This window comes from Pseudoalteromonas sp. SG43-1, from assembly GCF_014164415.1.
GTDB classification, from domain to species: domain Bacteria; phylum Pseudomonadota; class Gammaproteobacteria; order Enterobacterales; family Alteromonadaceae; genus Pseudoalteromonas; species Pseudoalteromonas distincta.
Genome location: NZ_JACJFD010000002.1, coordinates 357,738 through 381,971 on the forward strand (window position 1 = coordinate 357,738; position 24,234 = coordinate 381,971).

20 protein-coding genes are annotated in these 24,234 nt (G+C 39.3%); 7 read left to right on the plus strand and 13 right to left on the minus strand.

The window, feature by feature from the left end:
- Positions 1-37: 37 nt before the first annotated feature.
- Together H5159_RS03745 and H5159_RS03750 are read right to left on the minus strand one after the other, a co-directional pair.
- Positions 38-1,063: an energy transducer TonB gene (locus tag H5159_RS03745; RefSeq protein WP_039489859.1), complete on the minus strand. Its 1,026-nt coding sequence runs from the start codon at positions 1,061-1,063 to the stop codon at positions 38-40.
- Between the two features lie 191 nt (positions 1,064-1,254).
- Positions 1,255-3,162, minus strand: coding sequence for a beta-ketoacyl synthase (locus H5159_RS03750; protein WP_096792990.1), 1,908 nt, complete (start codon positions 3,160-3,162; stop codon positions 1,255-1,257).
- 126 nt (positions 3,163-3,288) lie between these two features.
- Between H5159_RS03750 and H5159_RS03755 the strand changes: the two genes are divergently transcribed.
- Both H5159_RS03755 and H5159_RS03760 read left to right on the plus strand, forming a co-directional pair.
- Positions 3,289-4,299, plus strand: a complete 1,011-nt coding sequence (locus tag H5159_RS03755; protein WP_138488986.1) for a GlxA family transcriptional regulator — start codon at positions 3,289-3,291, stop codon at positions 4,297-4,299.
- Positions 4,300-4,387: 88 nt separating this feature from the next.
- Positions 4,388-5,614, plus strand: a complete 1,227-nt coding sequence (locus H5159_RS03760; RefSeq protein ID WP_182715340.1) for an EAL domain-containing protein — start codon at positions 4,388-4,390, stop codon at positions 5,612-5,614.
- Between the two features lie 16 nt (positions 5,615-5,630).
- Here the strand turns inward: H5159_RS03760 and H5159_RS03765 are convergent, their stop codons facing one another.
- From H5159_RS03765 to H5159_RS03775, 3 genes are read right to left on the minus strand one after another with little or no spacing between them, the layout of a single operon-like run.
- Entirely contained in the window at positions 5,631-6,143 is a 513-nt protein-coding gene (locus tag H5159_RS03765; RefSeq protein ID WP_182779743.1) for an MgtC/SapB family protein, read from the minus strand.
- An 8-nt stretch (positions 6,144-6,151) separates the two neighbouring features.
- Positions 6,152-7,264, minus strand: a complete 1,113-nt coding sequence (locus H5159_RS03770) for a GNAT family N-acetyltransferase/peptidase C39 family protein (protein WP_182694986.1) — start codon at positions 7,262-7,264, stop codon at positions 6,152-6,154.
- Between the two features lie 4 nt (positions 7,265-7,268).
- Positions 7,269-8,663 (minus strand): RimK family protein, encoded by a 1,395-nt coding sequence (locus tag H5159_RS03775; RefSeq protein ID WP_182779744.1) that lies wholly within the window; start codon positions 8,661-8,663, stop codon positions 7,269-7,271.
- 293 nt (positions 8,664-8,956) lie between these two features.
- Between H5159_RS03775 and H5159_RS03780 the strand changes: the two genes are divergently transcribed.
- The gene (locus H5159_RS03780) at positions 8,957-9,307 is read left to right on the plus strand and encodes a zinc ribbon domain-containing protein YjdM (protein ID WP_182715338.1); all 351 of its coding nucleotides are present in this window, start codon (positions 8,957-8,959) and stop codon (positions 9,305-9,307) included.
- A gap of 139 nt (positions 9,308-9,446) precedes the next feature.
- Here H5159_RS03780 and H5159_RS03785 read toward each other — a convergent pair whose 3' ends face one another.
- The 6 genes from H5159_RS03785 to H5159_RS03810 form a co-directional block, all read right to left on the minus strand.
- Positions 9,447-9,950: an REP-associated tyrosine transposase gene (locus tag H5159_RS03785; protein WP_182715337.1), complete on the minus strand. Its 504-nt coding sequence runs from the start codon at positions 9,948-9,950 to the stop codon at positions 9,447-9,449.
- 170 nt (positions 9,951-10,120) lie between these two features.
- Complete coding sequence (locus H5159_RS03790; protein WP_182715336.1) at positions 10,121-10,882, minus strand: BRO family protein; 762 nt, start codon at positions 10,880-10,882, stop codon at positions 10,121-10,123.
- A gap of 404 nt (positions 10,883-11,286) precedes the next feature.
- Positions 11,287-11,763 carry a GreA/GreB family elongation factor gene (locus H5159_RS03795; protein WP_010555055.1) on the minus strand — a complete coding sequence of 159 codons (477 nt, stop codon included), beginning with the start codon at positions 11,761-11,763 and terminating at the stop codon, positions 11,287-11,289.
- Between the two features lie 182 nt (positions 11,764-11,945).
- Entirely contained in the window at positions 11,946-12,881 is a 936-nt protein-coding gene (gene secF, locus H5159_RS03800) for a protein translocase subunit SecF (protein ID WP_182779745.1), read from the minus strand.
- Positions 12,874-14,712 (minus strand): protein translocase subunit SecD, encoded by a 1,839-nt coding sequence (secD, locus tag H5159_RS03805; RefSeq protein WP_182779746.1) that lies wholly within the window; start codon positions 14,710-14,712, stop codon positions 12,874-12,876. Before secD ends, secF begins: the two co-directional genes overlap by 8 nt.
- 108 nt (positions 14,713-14,820) lie before the next feature.
- Entirely contained in the window at positions 14,821-15,282 is a 462-nt protein-coding gene (locus tag H5159_RS03810; protein WP_182779747.1) for a hypothetical protein, read from the minus strand.
- A gap of 101 nt (positions 15,283-15,383) precedes the next feature.
- Here H5159_RS03810 and H5159_RS03815 point away from each other — a divergent pair, with 101 nt between their 5' ends.
- The 4 genes from H5159_RS03815 to H5159_RS03830 all read left to right on the plus strand — a co-directional run bounded on the left by H5159_RS03815 (position 15,384) and on the right by H5159_RS03830 (position 21,817).
- Positions 15,384-17,162, plus strand: a complete 1,779-nt coding sequence (locus H5159_RS03815; RefSeq protein ID WP_182779748.1) for an ABC transporter ATP-binding protein/permease — start codon at positions 15,384-15,386, stop codon at positions 17,160-17,162.
- Between the two features lie 240 nt (positions 17,163-17,402).
- On the plus strand, positions 17,403-19,481 hold the full coding sequence (locus H5159_RS03820; RefSeq protein ID WP_182779749.1) for a M13 family metallopeptidase: 2,079 nt from the start codon (positions 17,403-17,405) through the stop codon (positions 19,479-19,481).
- Positions 19,482-19,739: 258 nt separating this feature from the next.
- Positions 19,740-20,453 (plus strand): YebC/PmpR family DNA-binding transcriptional regulator, encoded by a 714-nt coding sequence (locus H5159_RS03825; protein WP_002959761.1) that lies wholly within the window; start codon positions 19,740-19,742, stop codon positions 20,451-20,453.
- A gap of 41 nt (positions 20,454-20,494) precedes the next feature.
- Positions 20,495-21,817 (plus strand): leucine-rich repeat-containing protein kinase family protein, encoded by a 1,323-nt coding sequence (locus H5159_RS03830; RefSeq protein WP_259399086.1) that lies wholly within the window; start codon positions 20,495-20,497, stop codon positions 21,815-21,817.
- A 79-nt stretch (positions 21,818-21,896) separates the two neighbouring features.
- Here H5159_RS03830 and H5159_RS03835 read toward each other — a convergent pair whose 3' ends face one another.
- Together H5159_RS03835 and gap are read right to left on the minus strand one after the other, a co-directional pair.
- A complete protein-coding gene (locus H5159_RS03835; protein WP_024597617.1) occupies positions 21,897-23,021 on the minus strand; it encodes a sterol desaturase family protein in 1,125 nt (374 codons plus the stop codon).
- Between the two features lie 205 nt (positions 23,022-23,226).
- Entirely contained in the window at positions 23,227-24,231 is a 1,005-nt protein-coding gene (gene gap / locus H5159_RS03840) for a type I glyceraldehyde-3-phosphate dehydrogenase (protein ID WP_002959757.1), read from the minus strand.
- Positions 24,232-24,234: the final 3 nt, after the last annotated feature.

Here is a 24,234-nt window from a genome sequence, read left to right on the forward strand (position 1 = left end):
TTTGCGGGGTTTTATATCATTAACCAATACGTAAAACTTATAAAAAGCTATCACCACTTTGCTTTAGCGTTACGGTTTGTGCTTGAGCGCTTTTAATTAATAACCCACAACGCACATCGTTTTGTGAAATTACAATTTTATCAATTGTACTTGTATCGTAATTTACTACTTTGTTCTCGCAGCGTAACTGAACTTTAGTTAGCGGCATTTGCGCTTCAAGCGCTACTTCACTTTTTGACAATAAAGGTAATACCGCCTGCTTAGGCAATAGCTCTATTTGTTGTTTTATATCGCCAGAACTTTTATAAATATCATTAACTTGAGCTAATAACTGTTCTTTATTTTGCTGTGTAAAAGTGATGGATTCAATATTGCCTAACGCATCTATTGCGTCATAGGCACGTACATAATCTTGTTTTGATATAAACCATTGTAATGCATTTTTTATCACACGCTTTTGGATTTGATCTGGTAGGTTACCTCTAAATAAAAACGCTTCGTTGATGTGCTGATCAAAGCTCTTCCAGTCTTGTACAAAATAACTGTGCTGGCTTTTAAGCCATGCAAGCAAAACAATCTCAACCGTATTTTTCGTATGTTCGTTTTCTAACTCATTAATACGGCTTTTAGCTTCATCGTATTTCTTTTCATCGATTAACTTACTAGCTTGTTCATAATCATTAAAAAAGCCGCGAGACGCTTTATCATTTGAAAATCCAGCATGTAAATTTTGCGAACTTACAGTAATAGTTTTTGCTACAGGTATAGTCTCGCCATTTAATTTTGCACTTTTGTAGTTGAGCTTAGACACGTAATCCATTACTTCTCTTTGATACTTTTTTTGACCAGCTGTAGCTACAATTTCGATATCGCTCACTTGGCCGTTTTCATCAACAAGATAACTACTTAAATTAATTCCTTCTAATCGAGACGCACGCGGTGAGGTATTAGTAAGTTGATCGTAATTTTTATTAATCACCTCTGCAGGGACAAAGTCGTCAGCAAACGCAGGGAGTTGAGTAAAAGCAGAAGTTAAAGAAAGCGCTAATATGAGTTTTTTCATCGGTTTTATCCATCCTAGATAGTGTTTATATAATAGAAACAAACGATCAACATAAAAGCAAGTATAAACACAAAAAATAAGTTCAATTAATAAGCTAAATTTGGGGGGTAACAAAAATAATCTAATAGCTACATATATTTTAGGCATTAAAAAAGGCGCTTAAAAAGCGCCTTGCTAACAAGTATGTGTGCTTAAAACATATCTTGATAGGAGTTTGTTGTGCTAAACGTAATTGCTTTTTCAAAGCCTGGTAACTGAATACTTTGCTCGTCTATTACAATGTCGTTGTCGTCAATAAGTCCGTCGCCAAAGCGATAAATAAGCTCGTACTGGCCTAAATCTGCTTGCGTTTGATACGTTTTCTGCGAAGCGCTAACCACACTATTTTTCTGTGTGTAACTAGTCATAACATCATCGCCATGGCGCTTAGCAAGCATTTGCATTGTTACTTTTGGTGAAAGTACAGTCGCTGTTGCATTGTTTCCGCCAAAGCCTTTTGAATTTATAAAAGCAATATCCATATCAGCGCACTCGTAATGGCTATTACGAATATCAAGATGGTCGCTATAAACATCATCAGCCACTTTATCAATTGTGGTAATACCCGGCATAATATTATGACTAAATATGCCTAACGCAATCGCTAACTGGTCACCGCTTGCAGGTGCAATAGTATGGCCAACATACGCTTTTGGCGCTGTTACTTTCCAGTTATCAATAGCAAACGTTTGCGCTACTTTATGATAAATCAAAGACTCTGTTACACGATTTTGCGGTGTACTAGAACCATGGGCTAAAATAAAGCTACGTTCTTGCAGGGCTTCTTTACCTAATAAGCTGCTAGCAAGTGCGGCTGATTTTGCCATTGTAATATAGTTACCAGGTCCAGGTGACGTAATTGATTTTTTAACGCCATCTGCATTTACAAACACATCCGGCACACTGCCCATAATATCAGCGCCCAACTCAAGGGCTAAAGCATCATCCATTAAAATAGCAACTTGCGCGCCTTCACCTAATGTAAAGCCACAGTTATCGCCAAATGGGCGGCTGCTATTACGGTAGTCTGGTTCTTCATCATTTGATAAGTTATCTAAACGACGCAGCCCTTCAACGTTTGCAAGTGCGCTCATGTTACCAAAGCCTTCTACAACTTCTGGTGTAATAGCGCACTCAACACTTGCGACAACCGCAACGCGTGTACGCCCTGCTTGTATGTCATTAACCGCTGCACGTAAATTATATAAAAACGTTGCACATGCGCCCGAGGTCGAAAATGTAGTCCCTACATTGCCCGTAACATAGGCGTTTATAAAATCGGTCGACATTGTATTTAAGCCCAGTGCTAACTGCTTAGTGCTAACACGGTCGCCTTGTTGGCGCGCCTTTACTAAACCGCCTAGGCCTTTGTCGTCCATTTGGCCAATTACCGATGCTGAATAGGTACCAATTTTATCTGGCTCTACGCTATTCATAATATGCTGCCAATCAAGCCCTGTTGATTTAATAGCATCAGTTGCTGCAAAAATAGTGGCTTGCAAACCACGAGGCTGATAGCGGCTGTTATACATAACAGACGGATCAAACCCTGTAGGAAACTGCCCTGCAGATTTAATTGGGTTATCGCGTGTTGAGTCGTGCTTTACGTCTAAGTCGGCTGCAATAGTTACTTTAACTTTTTTGCCTTCAAGCTCTTCAACTTGCCAGCTAGCAGGAACTGGTGCAGGTAAGTCGCGAGCGCGCGTTTCAAACACAATTGCGTTATCGCTTGATGCGGTTAGTGTCATTTTTTGCTGCCACGGTGTGGCATCGGCATCAAAGTGTTCTTTTTCAATTTTACGAATAAGTGTACCAGCAATAATTTGCTCACCAAAGCGTGCTTCTATGTCGCTTTGCTCAACATTATTACCTTGTGTATCTTGTAATTGGCCGTTTACAACGCTTACTAGATTCATCAGTGTGGCGAGGCCTAAAAATGTTTCACTGCGATCTTGAGCATTTAAACTATCTAACACGATACGGCGATAACCTTGATGAAAAGAAGTACGGCCAGCGGCGTTAATGCCACCCATGCCTACTATAACGGGTAATGCTGTCATAATTTACCTTTTAGAAACGTGTTATAAGGAGAAGAGGCAGTTTAAATGGATTATGCACCACGCATTGTGCTTTAATAGCCAAATATTCAGCACAAAAGGCCAAAATGTACTGGTCGGAGCATTTATATGACTGATAAACACACTAATCCACCACTAAACATTGCTATAGCGGTATATCCGCATTTATTAGTGACTAGTTTAACGCTGCCTATAGAAATGCTAAGAGCCGGCGAGGCCTTTGCTAAAGGGCATCTTGATAAGCAAAGCTTTAGGCCACTTGCTATAAATTTAGTGGCTAAAAGTGCTGAATCTATACCCACCCGTGCAGGCCTTGCTATAAATCCTGATTGCATAACAACTAACGCGCCCTACAGCGATTTGATTATAGTGCCGGGTATTTGGCGAAACCCACGCCCAGTGGTGCGAACAAATCAAGAAATAGTTGATTGGCTAAGTGAAAGCTTTAGCGCAGGCAGCCATATAATTGGTGTCGGTACTGGCAACTGTTTATTAGCTGAGGCTGGCTTACTTGATGGCCACCCTGCTACCACCCATTGGCATTACGCCAAACAATTTAGCCATGACTACCCGCAGGTGCGCTTAAAGCCCGACTTTTTTATAACCCAATCAGAGCGCATGTATACCGTAGCAAGCCTTAATGCCCTTGCAGATGTTATCGTACATATTATCAGCCAGTACTACACAAAAGCCGCCGCGCAGCATGTAGAGCGTAATTTTTCGCACGAAATACGCAAACCCTACGAAGATCAACGCTATTTAGAAGGTGCAGTAGACCGCCACCCCGATGAGCTAATTGCGCAAATTCAATTTTGGCTAAAAACGAATTTAGCCACCGAGCTAAACTTGCAAGAAGTCGCTGCCCAATTTAGCTTAAGCTATCGTACTTTTACCCGCCGCTTTAGAGCCGCAACGAACCAAAGCCCTATTGAGTATTGGCAACAATTACGCGTAGAAGGTGCGAAAGAGTTATTAGCATCATCAAATTTATCAATTCAAGAAGTGGCTTTAGAAGTGGGATATAACGACCAAGGGCATTTAACCCGCGTGTTTAAAAAAGTATTAAGCCAAACACCCAGTGGCTACAGAAAAGTAGTTAGGAGAAAGTTGTTTGGCTAACCAGCGACGACACTCTAAATTGGCATTTTTTTATACATAAATTATACTCTTATCAATAATATAATTTACGCCATACCAAGGTAACTGCATGAGAGATAAACTTAGTAAGCACCTTTTTGATCCACAAAGCGATGCTTCTATTGAATCAAAGTTATTAAAGTTACTTTCACTTGTACGAAAACATTTAAGTATGGAAGTCGCGTTTATTTCAAAATTCACCAATACTGAGCGCGTTTTTAAAGTGGTAGATAACCAAACTACAAATACATGCGTATCAGTAGGTAATTCAGATCCAATTTGCGAAACTTACTGTAAAAAAATATCTGATAACGAGCTAGAACAAATAATCCCTAATACTCTTGAGCACCCAATAACCCGCAACATGCCAGTCACAGAAAAGCTAAATATTGGCTCTTATATTGGTGTACCCATTATTTTATCCACCGGAAAAGTTTATGGAACTTTTTGCTGTTATAAAACCGTATTAGACAATGCCCTGAACGACAAAGATTTGTCATTTCTTAGGCTCATTTCTGAAATAGCTACTGAGTTAATCGAAAAAAAAGTTCAGTCTGACATTTTAAATAATGAGTCAAAGTCGCTTATTGAAAATATTATAAAAACAAACGATATTACGATTTATTTTCAGCCCATATTTAATTTATCAACCAACCAACTTTCGGGTTATGAATCTCTGTCACGCTTTTTTATTGAACCCTATAAAACACCTGATATTTGGTTTAAAGATGCTGAAAAACTGGGTTTAGGAGAAGCATTAGAAATACTTGCTATACAAAATACATTACATTGCTTAGATCAATTTGATGAAAAAGCTTATATCACTATAAATACTTCACCTCAGCATATTTTATCAGGCTCAATAGACAAAGTATTACAAAGCATCGATTGTAATAGAATAATTTTAGAAGTGACTGAACATTCACCTATTTTAGACTACCAAGCGATGCGAACTGCACTTCAACCATTAAGAAGCAAAGGCGTAAGATTAGCTATAGATGATGTTGGAGCTGGCTATTCGTCTTTTCAACATATTTTAGAATTAGAGGCAGATATCATTAAGTTAGATATAAGCCTCACTCAAAATATAAATAAAGACAGTAGAAAGTTTTTATTAGCTAAAGCACTATGCGGATTTGCCAAAGCTATTAATTGCTCAATTGTAGCTGAGGGTATAGAAAATCAAGATGAATTAAACACACTAAGAAAACTAGGCGTTGATAACGTACAAGGCTATTTTATTGGGCGCCCAGCTCCTATTGAAGATGCCATCCAATATCAAACAATTACGCTATAATTAATAAACGCCACTTTTAGTGGCGTTCTGATTCTTTAAATTCTTTTCGATAATAGCGCTTTTGATAGTTTTTTACTTTAGTGTGTACGCCTTTGCTTAAGCTTTTAAATTTAGCCTCAAGTACGTCTACACCGTATAAAATACCGACCACCAGCACCGAGAGTTTTATTGCAGCCCCAAGGTTTTCTGTCGCTATCATCACGCCTATTGATGCAAGCACCCAAATGGTTGCAGCAGAGGTTACGCCAACTACCGCACCATCTTTTGCGAGCATAACGCCTGCCCCTAAAAAGCCAATACCTGTAATTATTTGCCCAACTACACGAGAATGATCTATTACATCCCCTTGTAAATTAAACGCAGTGGATAAAAACAAATACGTACCCAACGTTATTAGGGCTGATGTACGAATACCTACAGGCTTGCCGCGCAATTGGCGCTCTATTCCAATAATAGCACCACAAAAAGCCGCAGTACCAATAGCTGCCCATGAATACGGGGCTACATCAATTAAATCTAAAAAAGTCACTGTTAACCTTATATTTTATTAGCTATAGCCACCGCCGTTCTTAAACGTTGGCTACCAAACGCTGACATTTTGCTAAAATCACTTCGTGCAATAGGTACATATTGGCAATCTATTGCGAGCTGTTTATCGTTACCGGGCTCACAAAACGGATCGTGAACATACACGCAGTGCTCATCAAGGTGCGTAACACACACCCAGTGTGGCGATTTTTTACCATCAAAACTGTATGTACTAATTAATAACAGCACACTAAAGCCTTTACTTAACCACTGCTCAATATGCTCAAGCTCTACATCTTTATACGTAAGCGGTATATTTGCTTGTGCAATACCATCTACAAATTGTTGATGCACGGTGGCAAGTACCACTTTTTTGTTTTCGTTACGTACGCCATCTAAAAACAAAGGCTCTGTGGTATTAACCATTACCTCGCTTTTGAAACCACGCTTATTAGCCCCAAGTGCCAAACCAAACGGATGGCAACCACCATGACCCGATGTCATAAAAATGGTGGTACCTTCACGCCAAAGTGCCAGCTCATGCGATTGGGTAAGCTCAGTTGTTGGCTCAAGTGCGCCCATTGCCATTAATAGTGCAGCAGGTCCGCACGTAAACTCAGTAGTTTGCTGATACCACGGCGTTAAACGCGCCACTTTTAACTCACTCGTTTGTCGAATGTTTTTTTGCATTCGTAGTGCGTCACTGTGGTCATCGTAATAATCGCTATATTGACCAAACACTCTGTAACCTAAGCTTTTATAAAGCCCTATCGCACCTTCGTTATTTACAGCCACTTCTAAACGAAGGTAAATACGCCCTCGCTCATACGTTTCTTTTTCAAGGCTAGTAAGCAATGTCTTTGCAACGCCCTTACCTTGCATTGTGGGTTTTACAGCAAGCGAATATAAACGCGCTAAACGAGTCCCTTTATGGCACCACACTAATCCATATCCACATACTTGCTCGCCATTTTGGGCAACGAGTAAAATACCGTGTTTTGCACTAAGCCAGCGTTTTAAACTACGCGGACTTAATTTATCGTTATTAAAGCAAGCGTTTTCAACGTCAATCAGTGCATTTAAATCACTACTAAGCGCCTTTCGAATAACAAGGTTGCTCATGTTATTACCCACGGCCTCGTGCTTCTAAGCGTTGTTTAAACTCATCCATAATGATCATGTATAGCTCGTCGCCTAAATAGCCGTCTTCTACCTTGTGATCAATACTTGGGTTGTCGTTTACTTCAAGTACATATGCTTTGCCTTGATGCTCTTTAACATCTACGCCATATAAACCCCTACCCACTGTTTTACATGCTTTTAATGCTGCATCTAACACCGCTTTTGGTAACTCAAAGGTTGGTAGAGTTTCAAAGCCGCCAGAGAAAAACCGTTTAGCGTCGTGGTTATAAATTTGCCAATGGTTACGCGCCATTAAATAGCGGCATGCATAAATTGCACGGCCATTTAACACACCCACTCGCCAATCATATTCGGTATACATGTACTCTTGTGCAAGCACTAATGCGCTATATTCAAACAGCTCTGTAAGCTTAGCGGCAAGCTCATCACGGTTTGAAACTTTAAACACACCTTTTGAGAACGACCCTTCAGGCATTTTTAAAACAAGCGGATACGTAAACGCTTCTTCTAATTGCTCAAGCGTTTCATTTGCTTGATCAGCCACTACAACCGTTTTTAAACTTGGCACTTTTTGATAATTAAATGCATCGTGTAAATACACTTTATTACAACAACGTAAAATAGACTCAGCATCGTCAATAACCACTAAACCCAGGCTTTGCGCTTTGCTTGCAAGGCGATACGTTGGGTGATCAATCGCTGTAGTTTGGCGAATAAATAACGCATCAAACTGGGCAATGTTATCAATTTCGTCAAAGCTTAATGCTTGTGCATAAATACCGTGTTTAGCAGCTGCTTTAATAAAACGTGCAATGGCGTCTTTGTCACTCGGTGGTACTTTTTCGTTATGATCAACAAGTATTGCCATGTCCCATCTAAAACGACGTTGCACAGAACTAATACGCCACTGCGTTTTAGTAAAGTTATCTAGCTTGGCTATAAATTCGCTGTACTGCTGCTCGCTTAAAGACGACATCGAGCCTTGTTGCAATAATCCTTGTTCATCAACAAATAAAATAGGCGCTGGGTATTGTTTAAATACCGACTTTGCCGCTTTTGATTGTAAATCGTTTTGGGCATTACCAAAGTAAAGTGTGCCATCTATTTGGCCCACATTTAACATAGGAGCTTGGCCACTACGAAGAGCATTAATGGTTTTTACACTGGGTAAAACTTGGTGCTTGCGCGCCTCTGCAAGTAATGAGCAATAGTAACCTTTGCTCAAGTATTGGCTTGAGTCGCACAGATTAATAATGCGTGTTTTTGGTTCGTTATGTTTTGGGTAATCACGTAAGTAGGTATTAAACGTAATTACATTTTCGAACGATTGAGCAAGCGTTTGCTCGTTGTTATCAACCACAATTAAGGTTTTAAACACGACTTTTCCTAGTTAAGTCAAAATATAAAAAGCATGCTTAGTAAAATACTAAGCATTATAAATAGAAACACCCATCGTACTAAGTGGGCATTGCGCGAATCACTTAATATGATGGGTGCTTTAACAGGTACCTACTGTACGAGTTAGCGCTTAAATTGCTTAAGCGACATGTGCTTTATATGCCCTTTTTTAAAAACGCACAAACGAGATATTTTTAGCGTGAAGATGAAAAATATTGATTAACTAATAATGCAGATTAAAATACGCAAAACAACACCTTATGAGAGTTAAAAATGTCGCTGCCTGCTTGCCCAAAATGCCAATGTGAATATGTTTACGAAGACCAACAACTGCTTATTTGCCCCGAGTGCGCCCATGAGTGGAACCCAAATACTACAAATGATGAAGACGCAATTTTAGTAAAAGATGCCAACGGCACTTTACTTAATGATGGCGATAAAGTGACCGTAGCCAAAGATTTAAAAATTAAAGGCAGCTCGCAAGTAATTAAAATTGGCACCAAAGCGGTCGTTAGAAGAGTGCTTGATAAAAAAGATCACGAACTTGATTGTAAAGTAGAAGGCATTGGCGAAATGATGGTAACAGCGAAATTTGTGAAAAAAGCTAATTCGCAGGTCGGATAAATGGCGAAGCCATGCCATCCGACGCGTAATAAAGGCCAAAGTTATTTCATTCAACAACAAACTTTTGTACAAAGCTAAAGTGTATTATGTTGCTATGGCTTTGTCGGATGGCGCTTCGCTTATCCGACCTACAAATAATTTATATCTTTTCGCCACACCAGTTATTCGTATAAATCCCTCGCTTTACGGCTCTGTGAAAACTTGAATAAGGCCAATCAACTATTCGACTAACTAGACCATGCTTTAACGGATTAAAATGAACATAGTTAACATGGTGCCAATAATCATTATCATCCCTGATGGTATGTTCCCAAAAACGGCGTTGCCAAATTCCTCGCTCATTTTTACGTTTTCTTGTTTGAGTTAAAAACTCTGTTTTTGGGAGTGATTTTGAAAATCGCTTTTTAATTTCTCGCCAGCGCCCAGAATAATCCGTATCGTTGTCTGGCAAGGTTAAAACCGCATGAAGGTGATCGGGTAGCACAACCCATGCATCTATATAAAATGGCCTTTGGAATTTAACAACGCGGATAGACTCTCTTAATAAATCAATATGCTCAACTAACAACGATTTATTACGGTCGAGCAAATTAACAGTAAAAAAATATGACCCTCCTTTTACATAATTCCGACGATATTGCATTGTATGTCCACTATATTATTAGATACCTATTAGATAAATAAAGCGTAAATTTAGGATATATACAACATTGGCGTAGGTCGGATAAATGGCAAAGCCATGCCATCCGACAATAGATTTATGAACAAAGGTAATAGTTTATCGTGTTGGTAATTAGGCTGGGTGTCCCCTAATTATTTATCTATTTGTAATTCTTTAGCTGCAGCAACTAATACATACATAGGGAATTGAAGAACTTCCTGCGATTTAACTATGACTCTTCTTGATGGTTCTCCTTTTTCTGCACAGATTTTTATACACCACCCAAGAACAAGCTGCTCCTCTGTTTTGTCAATTCCGTGTAAATTACAAAAATCCATAACACACATAAAATCAATTTGTTGATTGTTCGATTCTATATTTTGTAATTTATTGCCAAGATGATTTAGCATTTTTTCATGTGTATTAAATTGTTCCTGAGTTTTACGTTCCAACTCTTCTCTTTGTTCAATTTCCATTAAAAGAGTAGTAGCTAGCCTTTTAACATCAGAGTCTTGAGAAACTAACGGTGGTGGGTATTCACCATATTTGGTTAATGAAGGTACAACCTCATGAAACAACCATCTTTGGAAAGTTTTACCTGCAATAGTTTTATCACTAGATAAAACTCGATATAACCCAGGTTGTGTAACAAAAATTTCTTCATCATCAGAATACTTGCCACCTATGACTGGTTCCATAATATATTCATCTGAATCAAGCGCATTCAATTGCCCTTTAAGCACGTTCACCATAGATTTAGCGACATGATTTTCATTAATTTCACGATTTTCTTTATTTAACGTAATAAGTACGTCTCTTAAAGAAACATATAAAATATCATCTCTATGAAATGTTCTTATATCGCTAGAACCAGTTTCACCTGTATAGCAAACTTTGACTAAATTATTATTCATGTGCTTTAAATGAACTCCTAAATTGATGTAGTGAACTAGCAACTTACCGAACACCACTTTGGGGTTTTATAACATCCCAAAACGACGTGTATTACTTAGCCCAGTAATTCCACTAAATAACTTCAATGTAAACAAATGATTAGCCATGTTATAAAATAGGCTCTGTTGTTTTGCACCAAAACGACTTTTAATAGTGTTATGAGACAAAATTACCTTTGTCGGATGGCGCTTCGCTTATCCGACCTACATTTAAAGATTACATATTCACCACGTCAGGTATTAAAGCATTGACGTAGGTCGGATAAGTGGCGAAGCCATGCCATCCGACAATTAATTTATAAAAAAGCGTTTATTACTTTGGTATGGCTCTGCCAGTAAACGTTTCTCTCTTAAAAACCAAAGCTTTATAAAATCTCTACCACTACATATTCGTGGGCTTTACCTGCAATTGTTAACGTAATTTCATCATCAATCTGTTTATTTAGTAACTGCTTACCCATTGGTGCGCCGGGTGTTACAACAGCAATTGCGTGCTTTTTAACGTTTACTGTTAAACCACCAGCTGCAGGGCCTAAATAAAACCATTTTTGGGCTGCGTTATCATCTTCTAAACACACCAACGAACCGATAGCTATTTTGTCGGTTGGTTTTTCATTAAAGGCAGGTTCGAACAATTCTATGCTTTTATAGCAATCGTTTACGCGCTGGGCTTGGCCTTGTGCTAAATAAGCGGCTTCGAGCCCTAGGGTATCGTATTTGTTTTCGGCTATGTTTTCTTCATGTGTGGCGGTGTCGTGCGCGGTTTTTGCCGCTACTTTTGCTGTTGTAAGCTGCGCTTCTAGCGCAAAACGAAGATGTTCGATAACGTGGGTTTTATTCATGGGGATTAATACAATACTGGCAGTAAAAATAAGGCAGTTAGTTTAACATTTTTGCTAGGCTTAAAACCATTGTTTTAAACCCCCGTAAGTTTGGTGGGAATACTAGCGGGGCTTAAATTAGCATTAAACAAGTAAAGAGCTGTTGGTTGGTGCAGCTCTTTGCTTGTGCTTTATTAAAAACCTTATGGCATATCTAATAATGTTTGCGTGTGGGCATCTACTTTAACTTCGTAGTTTTTAGCGCTTAAGCCCAATAGCTCTGGCAAGGTTGCCGCTATACAAATAGACGAGAACGTACCCACTACAATGCCGGTAAATAATGCTATAGCAAAGCCTTGCAGTGGTGCGCCTGCAAGTAACCAAACGCTCGCAACCGTCGCAAGTGTGGTACCCGACGTTATTAAGGTGCGCGTTAGTGTGCTTTTAATCGCATTATTAATAATAGTCGCTGGGCTAAGTACATTATTTGATTGAACACGTAAAAGCTCACGCACTCTATCCCCCACTATTATTGAGTCGTTAAGTGAGTAACCAATAATAGCCAGTAAGCTGGCCAGCACGGTCAGGTTAAACTCAATTTGTAATAGTGAAAATAACCCAAGAACGAGTATTAAATCGTGCACTAGCGCAACCACAGAGCCTACCGCTAATCGCCATTCAAAACGCACTGCAAGGTAAATCATTACCGCAATCATTGCAGCAAACATGGCTAAACAACCCTGATCAAATAACTCATCGCCCACTTGTGAGCCAATATAAGCTGACGATAATACTTGTGCGTTTATATCATCGTTTTGTGTAACAGCGCTTTGCCAATCAAGGCTATTAGCTGTGGCTGATGCACTTGGCGCTTCTCTTAATTGAAAATGGCTATTACCTTGCGCGGTTAGCTCAAACTCACCGTTGTGATTTTTAGCAATAAACGATTGAAGCTCTTTTAGCTCAACGCTTTGGCTGGTTGTAAACTCAGTTAAATAACCGCCGGTAAAGTCTAGGCCGAAATTTAAACCTTTTTGCGTAAGCGTAAATACGGATAGCAACACTAACATGGCGCTTAAAAGCATGCCCATAAAACGTAAACGAGTGCCCTTTTCACCTTTCAAAAAAGTGTTAAGCATGTGCTTTTTCTCCTACTTTTTTACCCATTTTTAAATACAACGTTTGGCTTAATATTTTTGATACGTACACACCTGTAAATACAGACGTTAAAAGCCCCAGTGCGAGTGTAATGGCAAAACCTTTAACGGGCCCATAGCCTATGCCGTATAAGATAAGTGCGGTGATCATGGTGGTTATATTGGCATCAAATATTGTATTTGCGGCTTGTTTATACCCCTCTTGAATAGCTTGATATGGTGCACGGCCTTGGCGACGTTCTTCTTTAATGCGTTCAAATATTATTACGTTAGTGTCTACCGCCATACCTATGGTTAGCACCAGACCTGCAATACCCGGAAGCGTTAACACAACCCCTGGTAATAATGACATTAAGCCCACAAGCGACGTTAAATTTAATATAAGTGCTACGTTTGCAATAAGACCTAAACGGCGATACCAAAGCGCCATAAATGCAAGCGTAATACCCATGCCTAACATAAGCGCGGCTAAGCCATTACTAATATTTTCGCTGCCGAGGCTTGGCCCTATTGTTTGTTCGTGCACAATTGTAACGGGTGCTGTAAGCGAGCCTGCACGTAATAACAATGCTAGATCGGCTGCCGCTTGTTGGCTTTTCATATTGGTAATACTAAAACGCGAACTTAAATGCTGAGCAATATTGGCAACATTAATAACTTCGCTTTTTTTAACTACTTCACCTTTAGCATTTTGAGAATACTCAGAGTAAACCGTCGCCATTGGCTTACCAATATTGGCTTTTGAAAACGCCGACATTGCATCCCCTCCTTGGCCGTCTAGGCTTAGCTGTACCAATGGTTTACCCCAATCGTCGCGGCCTATGTTTGCATTATTAATATGATCGCCTGTAAAAATTGGCACAGGATCGAGCTTTATCTTTCCGCCCGATTGCATATTAAATGTTTGCCCGCCAATTTCTTTTAATTGATAAAAACCAAGCGATGCTGTTGCACCAATAATACGCTTAGCTTCGGTTGGATCTTGCACGCCAGGAAGCTCTATACGAATGCGATGTTTGCCTTGTTGCAGTGTTACCGCTTCAGTAATGCCTAACTCTTCAATACGTGAACGAAGGGTTGTAAGTGTTTGGCCCATTACTTCTTTATCAAAGCTGCTGCGGCCTTGCTCTGAATAACTAAATTTGGCAGTTTTAACGCTGCCATTATTGCTTGTTACAACGGCAAAATTAGCAAACCGGCTTTGTAGCTCTTCAATAACGGGGGTTAACTTGTCTGTTGCATTAGGCAATGCGTTTATTTCAAACCCGTGCTGAGTTTGCTGCGCTTTTACGCCATGTGCTTTTTGCTTAATAATGATTGATTTAGCTTGTTGATACGCACTGACTAACTGCTCATCAACGGCTTTATCTAAATCTACGTCTAATACAAATAGCACACCGCCATTTAAATCAAGGCCCAGCTTTATTGGTGATAAACCAAAATTTTGTAACCATGTAGGGCTGGTTGCATGCTCAACAATTTTAACTTGCGTGTTTGGATATTGCGCTTTTATAGCCGCTTGTGCCTGAGCGCTTTTAGTTGGCTCGTTTAAAAGTACATTAATAGTTGATTGCTTATCTAAACCCTGCTCAACCTCTAACCCTTGGTTATTTAAAAAAGTAACTAGCGTTTTAGTGCTCGGTAAAGATTGCGTTTCACTGTGCGGAGCAGCACTGATGTGCAACCACGATTTATTTGGGTATAAATTTGGTAATGCGCTGATAGCTAATAAAACCAATACTATTAGCATGGCTATATAGCTTAATTTGAACTTAGCCGTAGACGGTTTTTTGTCTTTTTTAAAACTTAACATGTTGAATCCTTATTGCCAGCAAAGCTAGCAACGTACTTTTTAAAAGCACAATTAATCTGCAGGCTAAAACTTTAAAAGTTAAAACCTAATAAAATTAAATAAGGAAAATTAAGCGTGGTAGGTAGTTACAGCTCTGTAGAGTAAATTAACGTCTTTCCAGCCACTCAAGCGCGACTTTTTACTATTAGTTACAAGCGTATACCAAGGCTGTATAGGATTAATCGCTCTTGGTCGTAAGAATATATGCCTAACAAGATTTTGAGCAAAAAATTCAAAAACCACATCGTATTCTGGCTCACTTTGAACAGTGTGCAAAAACAATGATGAATTATTGGCAGTTAACCTTGGTTGGTGCGCGTCAAAATCGGTTTGATGCGTTTTTTTATGCTGCGCAGTATCTACAGACTTACTAATAGGCTGTATTTTAGTTAAATCGGCAATATCAGTAAGCGAAACCTGCGTACTAACAGTAATATTTAAATTTTGTGAGGCGCCCATAGCATTGCTCCGCACACTAAAAAGTGCAGCAAGTAGCAAAAAGGCAGTTAAAAACACTCTAAATTTAAACATTCACGTTTTAAAACTAAAATAAGGGATGCGTAGTATATAAGGGCAAGCATTTAAAATACAATGCTTATTAATTAAGTATTTAGTTTTAACAGAGATCACTAATGCGCCCCAGACAAAGCAGTGAAAAACGACCAGACGCCATGAACCTACGCCAAAGTGTAAAAACGCTTTGGCCCTACCTTACAAAATTTAAAGGCCGTGTTTTTATTGCACTTATGGCGCTTATAGGCGCAAAAGGTGCTACGCTTTTAATGCCTTGGGCGCTTAAAGAAATAATAGACTCTGTAGATAAGTCGATTAACCCACTGATAGTTATTCCCGCTTTATTGTTATTGATGTACGGTGCACTGCGTTTTGCTAGCGTATTTTTAGGTGAAATAAGAGATGCTGTATTTTCTCGCGTAACCGAGCACGCCATGCGTGATATTGGTTTAAAAGTATTTAAGCATTTACACTCGCTTGAACTGGCTTTTCATTTAGATAGGCAAACCGGTGGCATTAGCCGCGATATAGAACGCGGTACAAGTGGGTTAAGCTTTTTAATGCGTTTTTTAATGTTTAACATTGTACCTACTTTGTTTGAAATACTGACCGTTGCGATTATTTTTGGCACGTTGTTTTCTGTTTGGTTTGCGCTTATTACATTACTTGCAGTCGCTATTTATATTACCTTTACTGTGGTGGTTACCCAGTGGAGAAACCGATTTATTAGAGAAGCAAATGCTGCCGACAATCAAAGTAATACCCGCGCCATAGACAGCCTACTTAATTATGAAACTGTAAAGTATTTTAATAATGAGCAGTTTGAAGCAAAAACGTACGACACCTTTTTAGCAAACTGGGAAAAAGCCCGTTTAAAAAATAGAATGTCGTTGCTCGCACTCAACTCAGGCCAAGCACTTATTATTGCCTGTGCTATTACCGCGTTAATGTGGTTGGGCTCAACAGAAGTAGTTTCAGGTACACTCTCTATTGGTGAACTTGTGATGATTAACGCATATATGATTCAGCTATTTTTACCGCTTAACTTTTTAGGCTTTGTGTACCGCGAAATAAGACGCGCGCTAACCGACCTTGAAAACATGCTTGGGCTACTTAACAAAAAACCACAAATAACCGATGCACTTAATGCTAAAGAGCTCAATATTAGCCAAGGTGAAATAACATTTAATAATGTAAGTTTTAGTTACGATGCGCATCGCCCTATTCTTAATAATCTTAGCTTTAGTGTTAAAGCAGGCAGCAAAGTAGCTATTGTTGGTGCCAGTGGGGCTGGTAAAAGCTCATTGGCGCGACTGCTTTATCGTTTTTATGATGTAAGCGCCGGTGAAATTAGTATTGATAATCAAGCAATAAACTCAGTAACACTTAATAGTTTACGAAAAGCCATTGCAATAGTGCCGCAAGACACCGTGCTGTTTAACACCACCATTCGTGAAAATATCGCTTACGGTAGACCATCAGCAAGCGATGCTGAAATTGACGAAGCCATTGCTATGGCGCATTTAAAAGACTTTATAGGCACACTTGATAAAGGCGATAAAACACTGGTTGGCGAGCGCGGTTTAAAAGTATCCGGCGGCGAAAAACAGCGTATTGCCATTGCCCGCGCCATTTTGAAAAAGTCCCCTATTTTAATTTTTGATGAAGCAACATCTGCACTCGACTCTCATTCTGAGCAAGCAATACTTGCTGCAATGCGTGAGGTTGCCAGTAACCATACGAGTATTGTTATTGCTCATCGGTTATCTACTATTACCGATGCAGACACCATTATTGTGCTCAAAGCCGGACAAATTATTGAGCAAGGTAAGCACGATGAGTTACTTACACTCGCCGGAGAATACGCCCGTATGTGGGAGCTTCAGCATAAAAAATAAATAGTGTGTGCCCCCTCTTAGCTCGGATACTTTTAAGTATTCGAGCTAAATAAAGCGTTTATAGAACCTATTAGCCTTTCTCTTTTCTCCTATATTAGCTTTATCGAGCACTGTGGTGATTCACCTCAAAAGATTTGTTTGTCTGATTAATATCAATAACAATCGATAAGTTAAATATTCGTAACAATAAAAATGATTCACTGCTGCTTTAATTCAATCAGTGATACTCAGGAGTAAGTAATGAAAAAGAGTTTAATTGCCGCAGCATTAGCTGCCACATTTATTACAGGTTGTTCAGAGCCGCAAACAACAAAAATAGACGAGCAACAACCTAAAGTAACTACAGCAAAAGTGACAGAAAAAGCAGAGTTAGGTAGTTTTGGTGTTGATCTAACAGCTCGTAACGAAGCCGTGAAACCAGGCGATGACTTTTTTATGTATGCCAGCGGCACTTGGTATGACAACTACGAAATGCCTGCAGATAAAACCCGCTATGGTGCATTTTCTGGATTAGCTGAGCGCAGCGAAGGCGATGTTAAAGCTATTATTGAAGAAATAGCCGCACGTAAAGATTTAAACGCAGAAGAAAAACTCGTTGCTGATTTTTACAATGCGTATATGGATACCGAAACACTTAATAAACTCGGTGTAGCGCCTATTAAGCCATTGTTAAGTGAAATTAGTGATATAGCGTCAACTGACGATTTAGCTGAGATGTTTGGTAAGTCTTGGTTAACCGGTAATAAAGCCCCTTTTGGCGGCGGCATGTGGTTTAATCGCCTAGACCCTAATAAATATGAAATGTCACTAGGTGCTGGTGGTTTAGGTTTACCAGATCGTTCTTACTACCTTGAAGACGCTGAGCGCTTTGTAAAAACCCGTACAGCTTATGTTGCTCACATTGCTGACATGCTTAAGTTTGCAGGAGTAGAAAATACCGCTGAGCGCGCTCAAGCAATAGTTGATCTTGAAACCAAAATTGCACAAGGTCATTGGCCTCGTGAAAAGCGCCGTAATCGCGACTTAACCCTAAACCAAGTTGAACGTGCCGATTTAAGCACTGCTTATCCTGGCTTTAACTGGGATTTATATTTTGCGCAAACAGGTTATAAAGTACCTCAGTTAAATGTATCTCAGCCTGAGCCAATAAAAGCGATGATTGAGCTAATCAATCAAGAAGATATTGCAGTATGGAAAGACTACCTAACGTATCACGCTATTAGCGGTAACGCAGGTTTACTATCAGAGGACGTATTTAATACTAACTTTGCTTTTTTTGGTAAAGAACTAAACGGACAGCAAGAGCCTCGCCCTCGTTGGAAACGTGCAATAAGTGAAATGTCAGGCACAAGTTCGCTTGGTTTTGCTATTGGTAAGATATACGTAGCGCGTTACTTCCCTGAGTCGTCAAAACAACAAATGTCTGAGCTGGTTGAAAACCTTCGTACAGCCCTTGCTGAACGTATTGATAACCTAGAATGGATGGGCGATGAAACTAAAGTAAATGCGCGTGCTAAACTGGCTGCATTTGTACCAAAAATTGGTTACCCCAATGTATGGCAGTCTTATGAAGGTTTAAGCATTACTAAAAACGATTTGATTGGTAATGTGAAAAACATGCGTGAATTTTTTCATGCAGAAAGTGTTGAAAAAGAGCTACAAAAAACAGACCGTAACCGCTGGGGCATGACGCCACAACGCGTAAACGCTTACTACAATAGCTCGTTTAATGAAATTGTATTTCCGGCTGCGATATTACAACCGCCGTTTTTCGATCCAAATGCCGATCCGGCTGTAAACTATGGCGGTATTGGCGCTGTAATTGGTCACGAAATGGGTCATGGATTTGACGATCAAGGTTCAAAATCAGACGAAAACGGTGTGCAACGTAACTGGTGGACTGATGCTGACCGCGCTGCATTTGACAAAAAAGCCGATCAACTGGCTGCGCAGTACAGTAAATACGAGCCAATCGAAGGTAATTTTGTTAATGGTCGAAATAGCCTTGGCGAAAACATTGGTGATGTAGGTGGGCTATCAATGGCTTATCACGCGTACAAGCTCAGTTTAAATGGTAAAGAAGCGCCTGTTATTGACGGCGTTACTGGCGATCAGCGATTCTTCCTTGCGTGGGCACAAGTATGGAAAGAAAAACGTACTGAGCAAAGCATGCTTAACCAACTGCGTGGTGGCACACATGCCCCAGGTCGCTTTAGAGCACAAGCGCCGCGTAACCATGATGCATGGTACAAAGCGTTTGATGTAAAACCAGGCGATGCGTTATACCTTCCTGAAGATGAGCGTGTACGTATTTGGTAAGTAACACTTACTTTTTATTACTTAGTAAGGCAACCTGTTATACAGGTTGCTTTTTTATTGAATTAAATTTACACATAATAGATATAATTCCAACGTCTAGAACCCTCGATGATCCCATTAATAAAATACAGTTTACATGGCTTTTAAACGTTACCGATTTAATCTGTTTTAATACTTACTAGCCCTTGAATGCATTTACCTTTAGAATACGCATTATAATTTTATTCTATTATTTACATATATTAAGGCGAAACGCAGATGGGAAGAGCTTACCAAAACAAAAAAGATTCAATGGCTAAGACTGCGGGTGCTAAAACTAAAGTTTATTCTAAGTACGGCAAAGAAATTTATATTTGTGCAAAAAACGGCGGTGTAGATCCAGATGGTAACTTATCATTACGTCGTTTAATTGAACGCGCTAAAAAAGACCAAGTACCAGCACACGTAATTGACCGCGCAATAGACAAAGCAAAAGGCGGCGGCGGTGAAGACTACGCAGCAACACGTTACGAAGGTTACGGCCCTGGTAACTGTATGATTATTGTTGACTGTTTAACAGACAACAACAAGCGTACCTTTGCTGATGTACGTGTTTGTTTTACCAAAGCAAATGCTAAAATTGGCGCTCAAAACTCTGTTTCACATTTATTTGATCACCTTGCTATTTTTGTATTTGACGGTGATGACGACGAAGCAGTACTTGAAGCTCTTATGATGGCTGATGTTGATGTAACTGACGTAGAAGTAGATGACGGTAAAGTTACTGTTTTTGCTCCTCACACAGAGTACAACAATACACGTACAGCGCTTGAAGAAATGGGCGTGACTGAATTTGACGAAGACCTAATTAGCTTTGTGCCACAAATTGAAACGCCGATTGAAGGCGAAGACGTTGAAGTTATGGAACGCTTTTTAGCAATGTTAGAAGATTGCGACGACGTGCAAAACGTTTACCATAACGCGCAATTCTAAAGAGCGATTTAGTAAGTTAGAACGACTTTAAGCCAACAGTTATGTTGGCTTTTTCATTTTTAGAACATGGTATTAATATGAACTCCCTTAAAGAGCTTAAAAGTGGCAAACTTGTTGGTGCTACTCGCCTGCAATTGGTAGAAGAGCTAACGACATTTCCTGAAGAAATCTTTAGCTTAGCTGACACGCTTGAAGTTCTCGATTTATCAAATAATAACTTATCAACACTACCTGATGAATTTGCCTGTTTAACAAACCTGAAGCGTGTGTTTTTATCGTTTAATCAGTTTAAGCATATTCCTAAAGTGCTCGCTAAATGCCCTGCTTTAATTATGGTCGCGTTTAAAGATAACCAAATTTCTGAATTTGCTTTAAACAGCCTGCCAAAAAATATTGAGTGGCTAATACTCACCGATAATACGTTAAGCGAATTGCCTGAAGATTTTGGTAATTATACCCAGCTTAAAAAGCTTGCGCTTGCAGGCAATCAACTTAAGCAACTGCCAAGTAGCATGGCGCAGTGTAAAAACCTTGAGCTTGTTAGGCTCTCTGCTAATAACTTAACACACGTAGACGACTGGCTGTTTGAATTGCCTAAACTTGCTTGGTTTGCGTTTGCCGGTAACGATTTTAATAAAGCCCAGTGCCTTACAAAAAGCTGCTTAGAAAATAAGTCTCTTAACGATTACACACTTAGTCATGTTATTGGCCAAGGTGCATCGGGCGTTATTCATTTAGCACAAGCTATTGAAAGTGCTGTAGCGATTAAATTATTTAAAGGCGCAATTACCAGCGACGGCTACCCGCTTGATGAAGTAAATTGCTGCTTACAAGCAGGCGATCACGCTAATTTAATTCAAGTACTTGCCTACATTGAGCAAAGTGATCAGCTAGGTTTAGTAATGGAGCTAATAGATAAAAGCTTTGCTAATTTAGGCCTGCCTCCAAGCCTTGAAACCTGTACTCGTGATACCTTTAATGATGATTGCCATTACTCAACTCACGCTATTTTAAAAATTGCACAGCAAATGGTAAGTACCTTACATCACTTGCATATTTGTAAAGTAAGCCATGGCGACGTGTATGCGCATAACACCATGATAAACAAAGATGCTGATGTATTATTTGGTGATTTTGGTGCAGCCACAAACTTAGCCATGTTAAGTGATTATCAACAAAAGCAAATCGAGTTAATTGAAGTACGTGCATTAGGGTGTTTAATTGAAGACTTAATAGGCACGGTAACTGGCGATGATAAACAAAGTGAGCTCTTTGTTAAAATGTCCGATATGGCAAAATGTGCCATGCAACCTACATTAAATCAAAGACCTACATTTACTGAGTTATTAGCAGAGCTAAAATAAATTTAATATTAATAATATAAGCGAGCAAAATGTAACATCTTACTCGCTTTTATTTTATGTTTATTCGGATTTTCCGTACTTATTTAGTGCGCTTAAACGGGTAAACCTGTTGTTTAAGCATACCTACGGGCATGTAATCCCCGACTACACCATACGCTTGTGGCCACTCTTTTTGGCCTTTAACAGCAGTACCAAACACATAATCTAAAAACGAAAAATGTGCAGCGTAATTTCGGTCAATCGCGGCTTTATCTGACGCATGATGCCAATGGTGAAACTGCGGTGTAACCATAAAATATTTTAGCCAACCAAATTTCACACGCACATTTGCATGGTTAAACACAGCCTGCAAACCCACAATTATTACGTACAAACTAATTATTTGCTGTGAAAAACCAAGTACAAATATAGGCGTGAGCACTAAGCTGCGCGTTACGAGTATTTCAAGAATATGCTGGCGAGAGCCCGCTAACCAATCCATTTCTTTAGCACTGTGATGTACGCCATGAAAGCGCCATAATAAAGGGACTTCGTGATAGGCACGATGCACCCAATACTGCATTAAATCAGCCACGAGTATTATTAAAAACAACTGCACTATAAAGGGTGTTTGCTCTATATAACCTTGTACTGTAGATGATACAGCCCAGCCAAAGCCATAATGCACAAAGTGGTTAGTAACGAGTAATACAAAACCAATAATTAAATGATTTACAAAAAAGTGGTTTAAATCGCCTCGCCATTCGCTACGTAATATTTTTTGATCTTTACGATGAGGTAATAACTTTTCAATCACAATAAATATAAGTGTTGAGCCGAGTAAATCTAAAATAAACCAATCAAGCCCTATATAAGGTGTATCAGAAGCAAATTCGTTTACTTCAACGTTTGGTCCGCCAAACATAATAGCGAGTAAAATAAAAAACCACGCTGTAGCCCCTAAACGCTTATTGGTATTACGTACAAAGTTAAGTAATCCTAAACTGCCCGAGACCAATAATGATGCAAACATAAGCTGACGTAAAAAGTCGACGCTGTAGCTTTTTCTCAGCTCTGGTGTGGTTAAATATTCAGGAAAGTGAAACGCTAATACGCCTAAGCAACTCAGTATTGCTAAAAAGCAGGCTATGTAGCCACTTATGTTGCCCTCACCTATCTGAAGATGATTTGTGCGAAATACTTTTCGCGATAGAGCTCTGATCATTTTTATTATTCCTTGCGTCGTTGAGTTGATTAAATACAACGAAATTCCATTGATTTACACACCCACATATTAACAAAATTTAGGGTATAAAAAATACAAATAGTTCCCTTCTAATTTTGAATTGCAAATATACAGATAAACTAAACGCAAAAAAGCCACGCAATGCGTGGCTTGGTTGGATAAAGCTAAACTTTTACAAGGTCAATTATAAGTACTGACCTAATGCTTTAACTTGGTCTAACATGCGGTTTGAGAAACCCCACTCATTGTCGTACCAAGCCATTACTTTAACTAGTTTGCCATTGGCTTTAGTTTGCGTTGCATCAAAGATAGACGACGCTGGGTTATGGTTAAAGTCGATAGAAACAAGCGGAAGCTCGTTATATTCTAAAATACTCTTCATTGAACCCGTTGATGCTTCTTTCATGATTGCATTGATTTCTTCTGCAGTCGTATCACGCTTAGTGATAAACGTAAAATCAACTAAAGAAACATTGATTGTAGGTACACGTACCGACATACCATCTAATTTACCAGCAAGTTCTGGTAATACTAAACCAACAGCTGCCGCAGCACCTGTTTTAGTTGGGATCATAGATTGAGTTGCACTACGCGCACGGTATAAATCTGGGTGGTAAACGTCAGATAAGTTTTGATCGTTGGTGTAAGCGTGAATAGTCGTCATGCTACCTTGCTCAATACCTACTGTGTCGTTAATTGCTTTTGCAATTGGCGCTAAACAGTTAGTAGTACAAGAAGCGTTAGAAATGATATTGCTGTCAGCATTAATTACGTCGCTGTTTACACCATGCACTACTGTTGCATCTAAACCAGTACCTGGAGCAGATACGATTACTTTTTTAGCGCCTGCAGTAATGTGCTTAGCGGCGTCATCACGTTTAGTGAAAAAACCAGTACATTCTAAAACGATATCTACGTTTAGCTCTTTCCACGGTAAGTTTGCAGGGTCACGCTCTTGCGTTAACGTAATTACGTCATCCCCAATTAGCATAGTGTTGTTTTCAAGTGTTACTTTTTTTGAAAATTGACCATGAACAGAGTCATATTGCGTTAAATGGGCATTTACGTTAGCTGGTGCTAAATCGTTAATTGCTACAATTTTAATTTCGCTGTTTTGAGCTGACTCATAAAGTGCACGTAAAACATTTCTACCGATACGGCCGTACCCGTTAATTGCTACATTAATCATTTT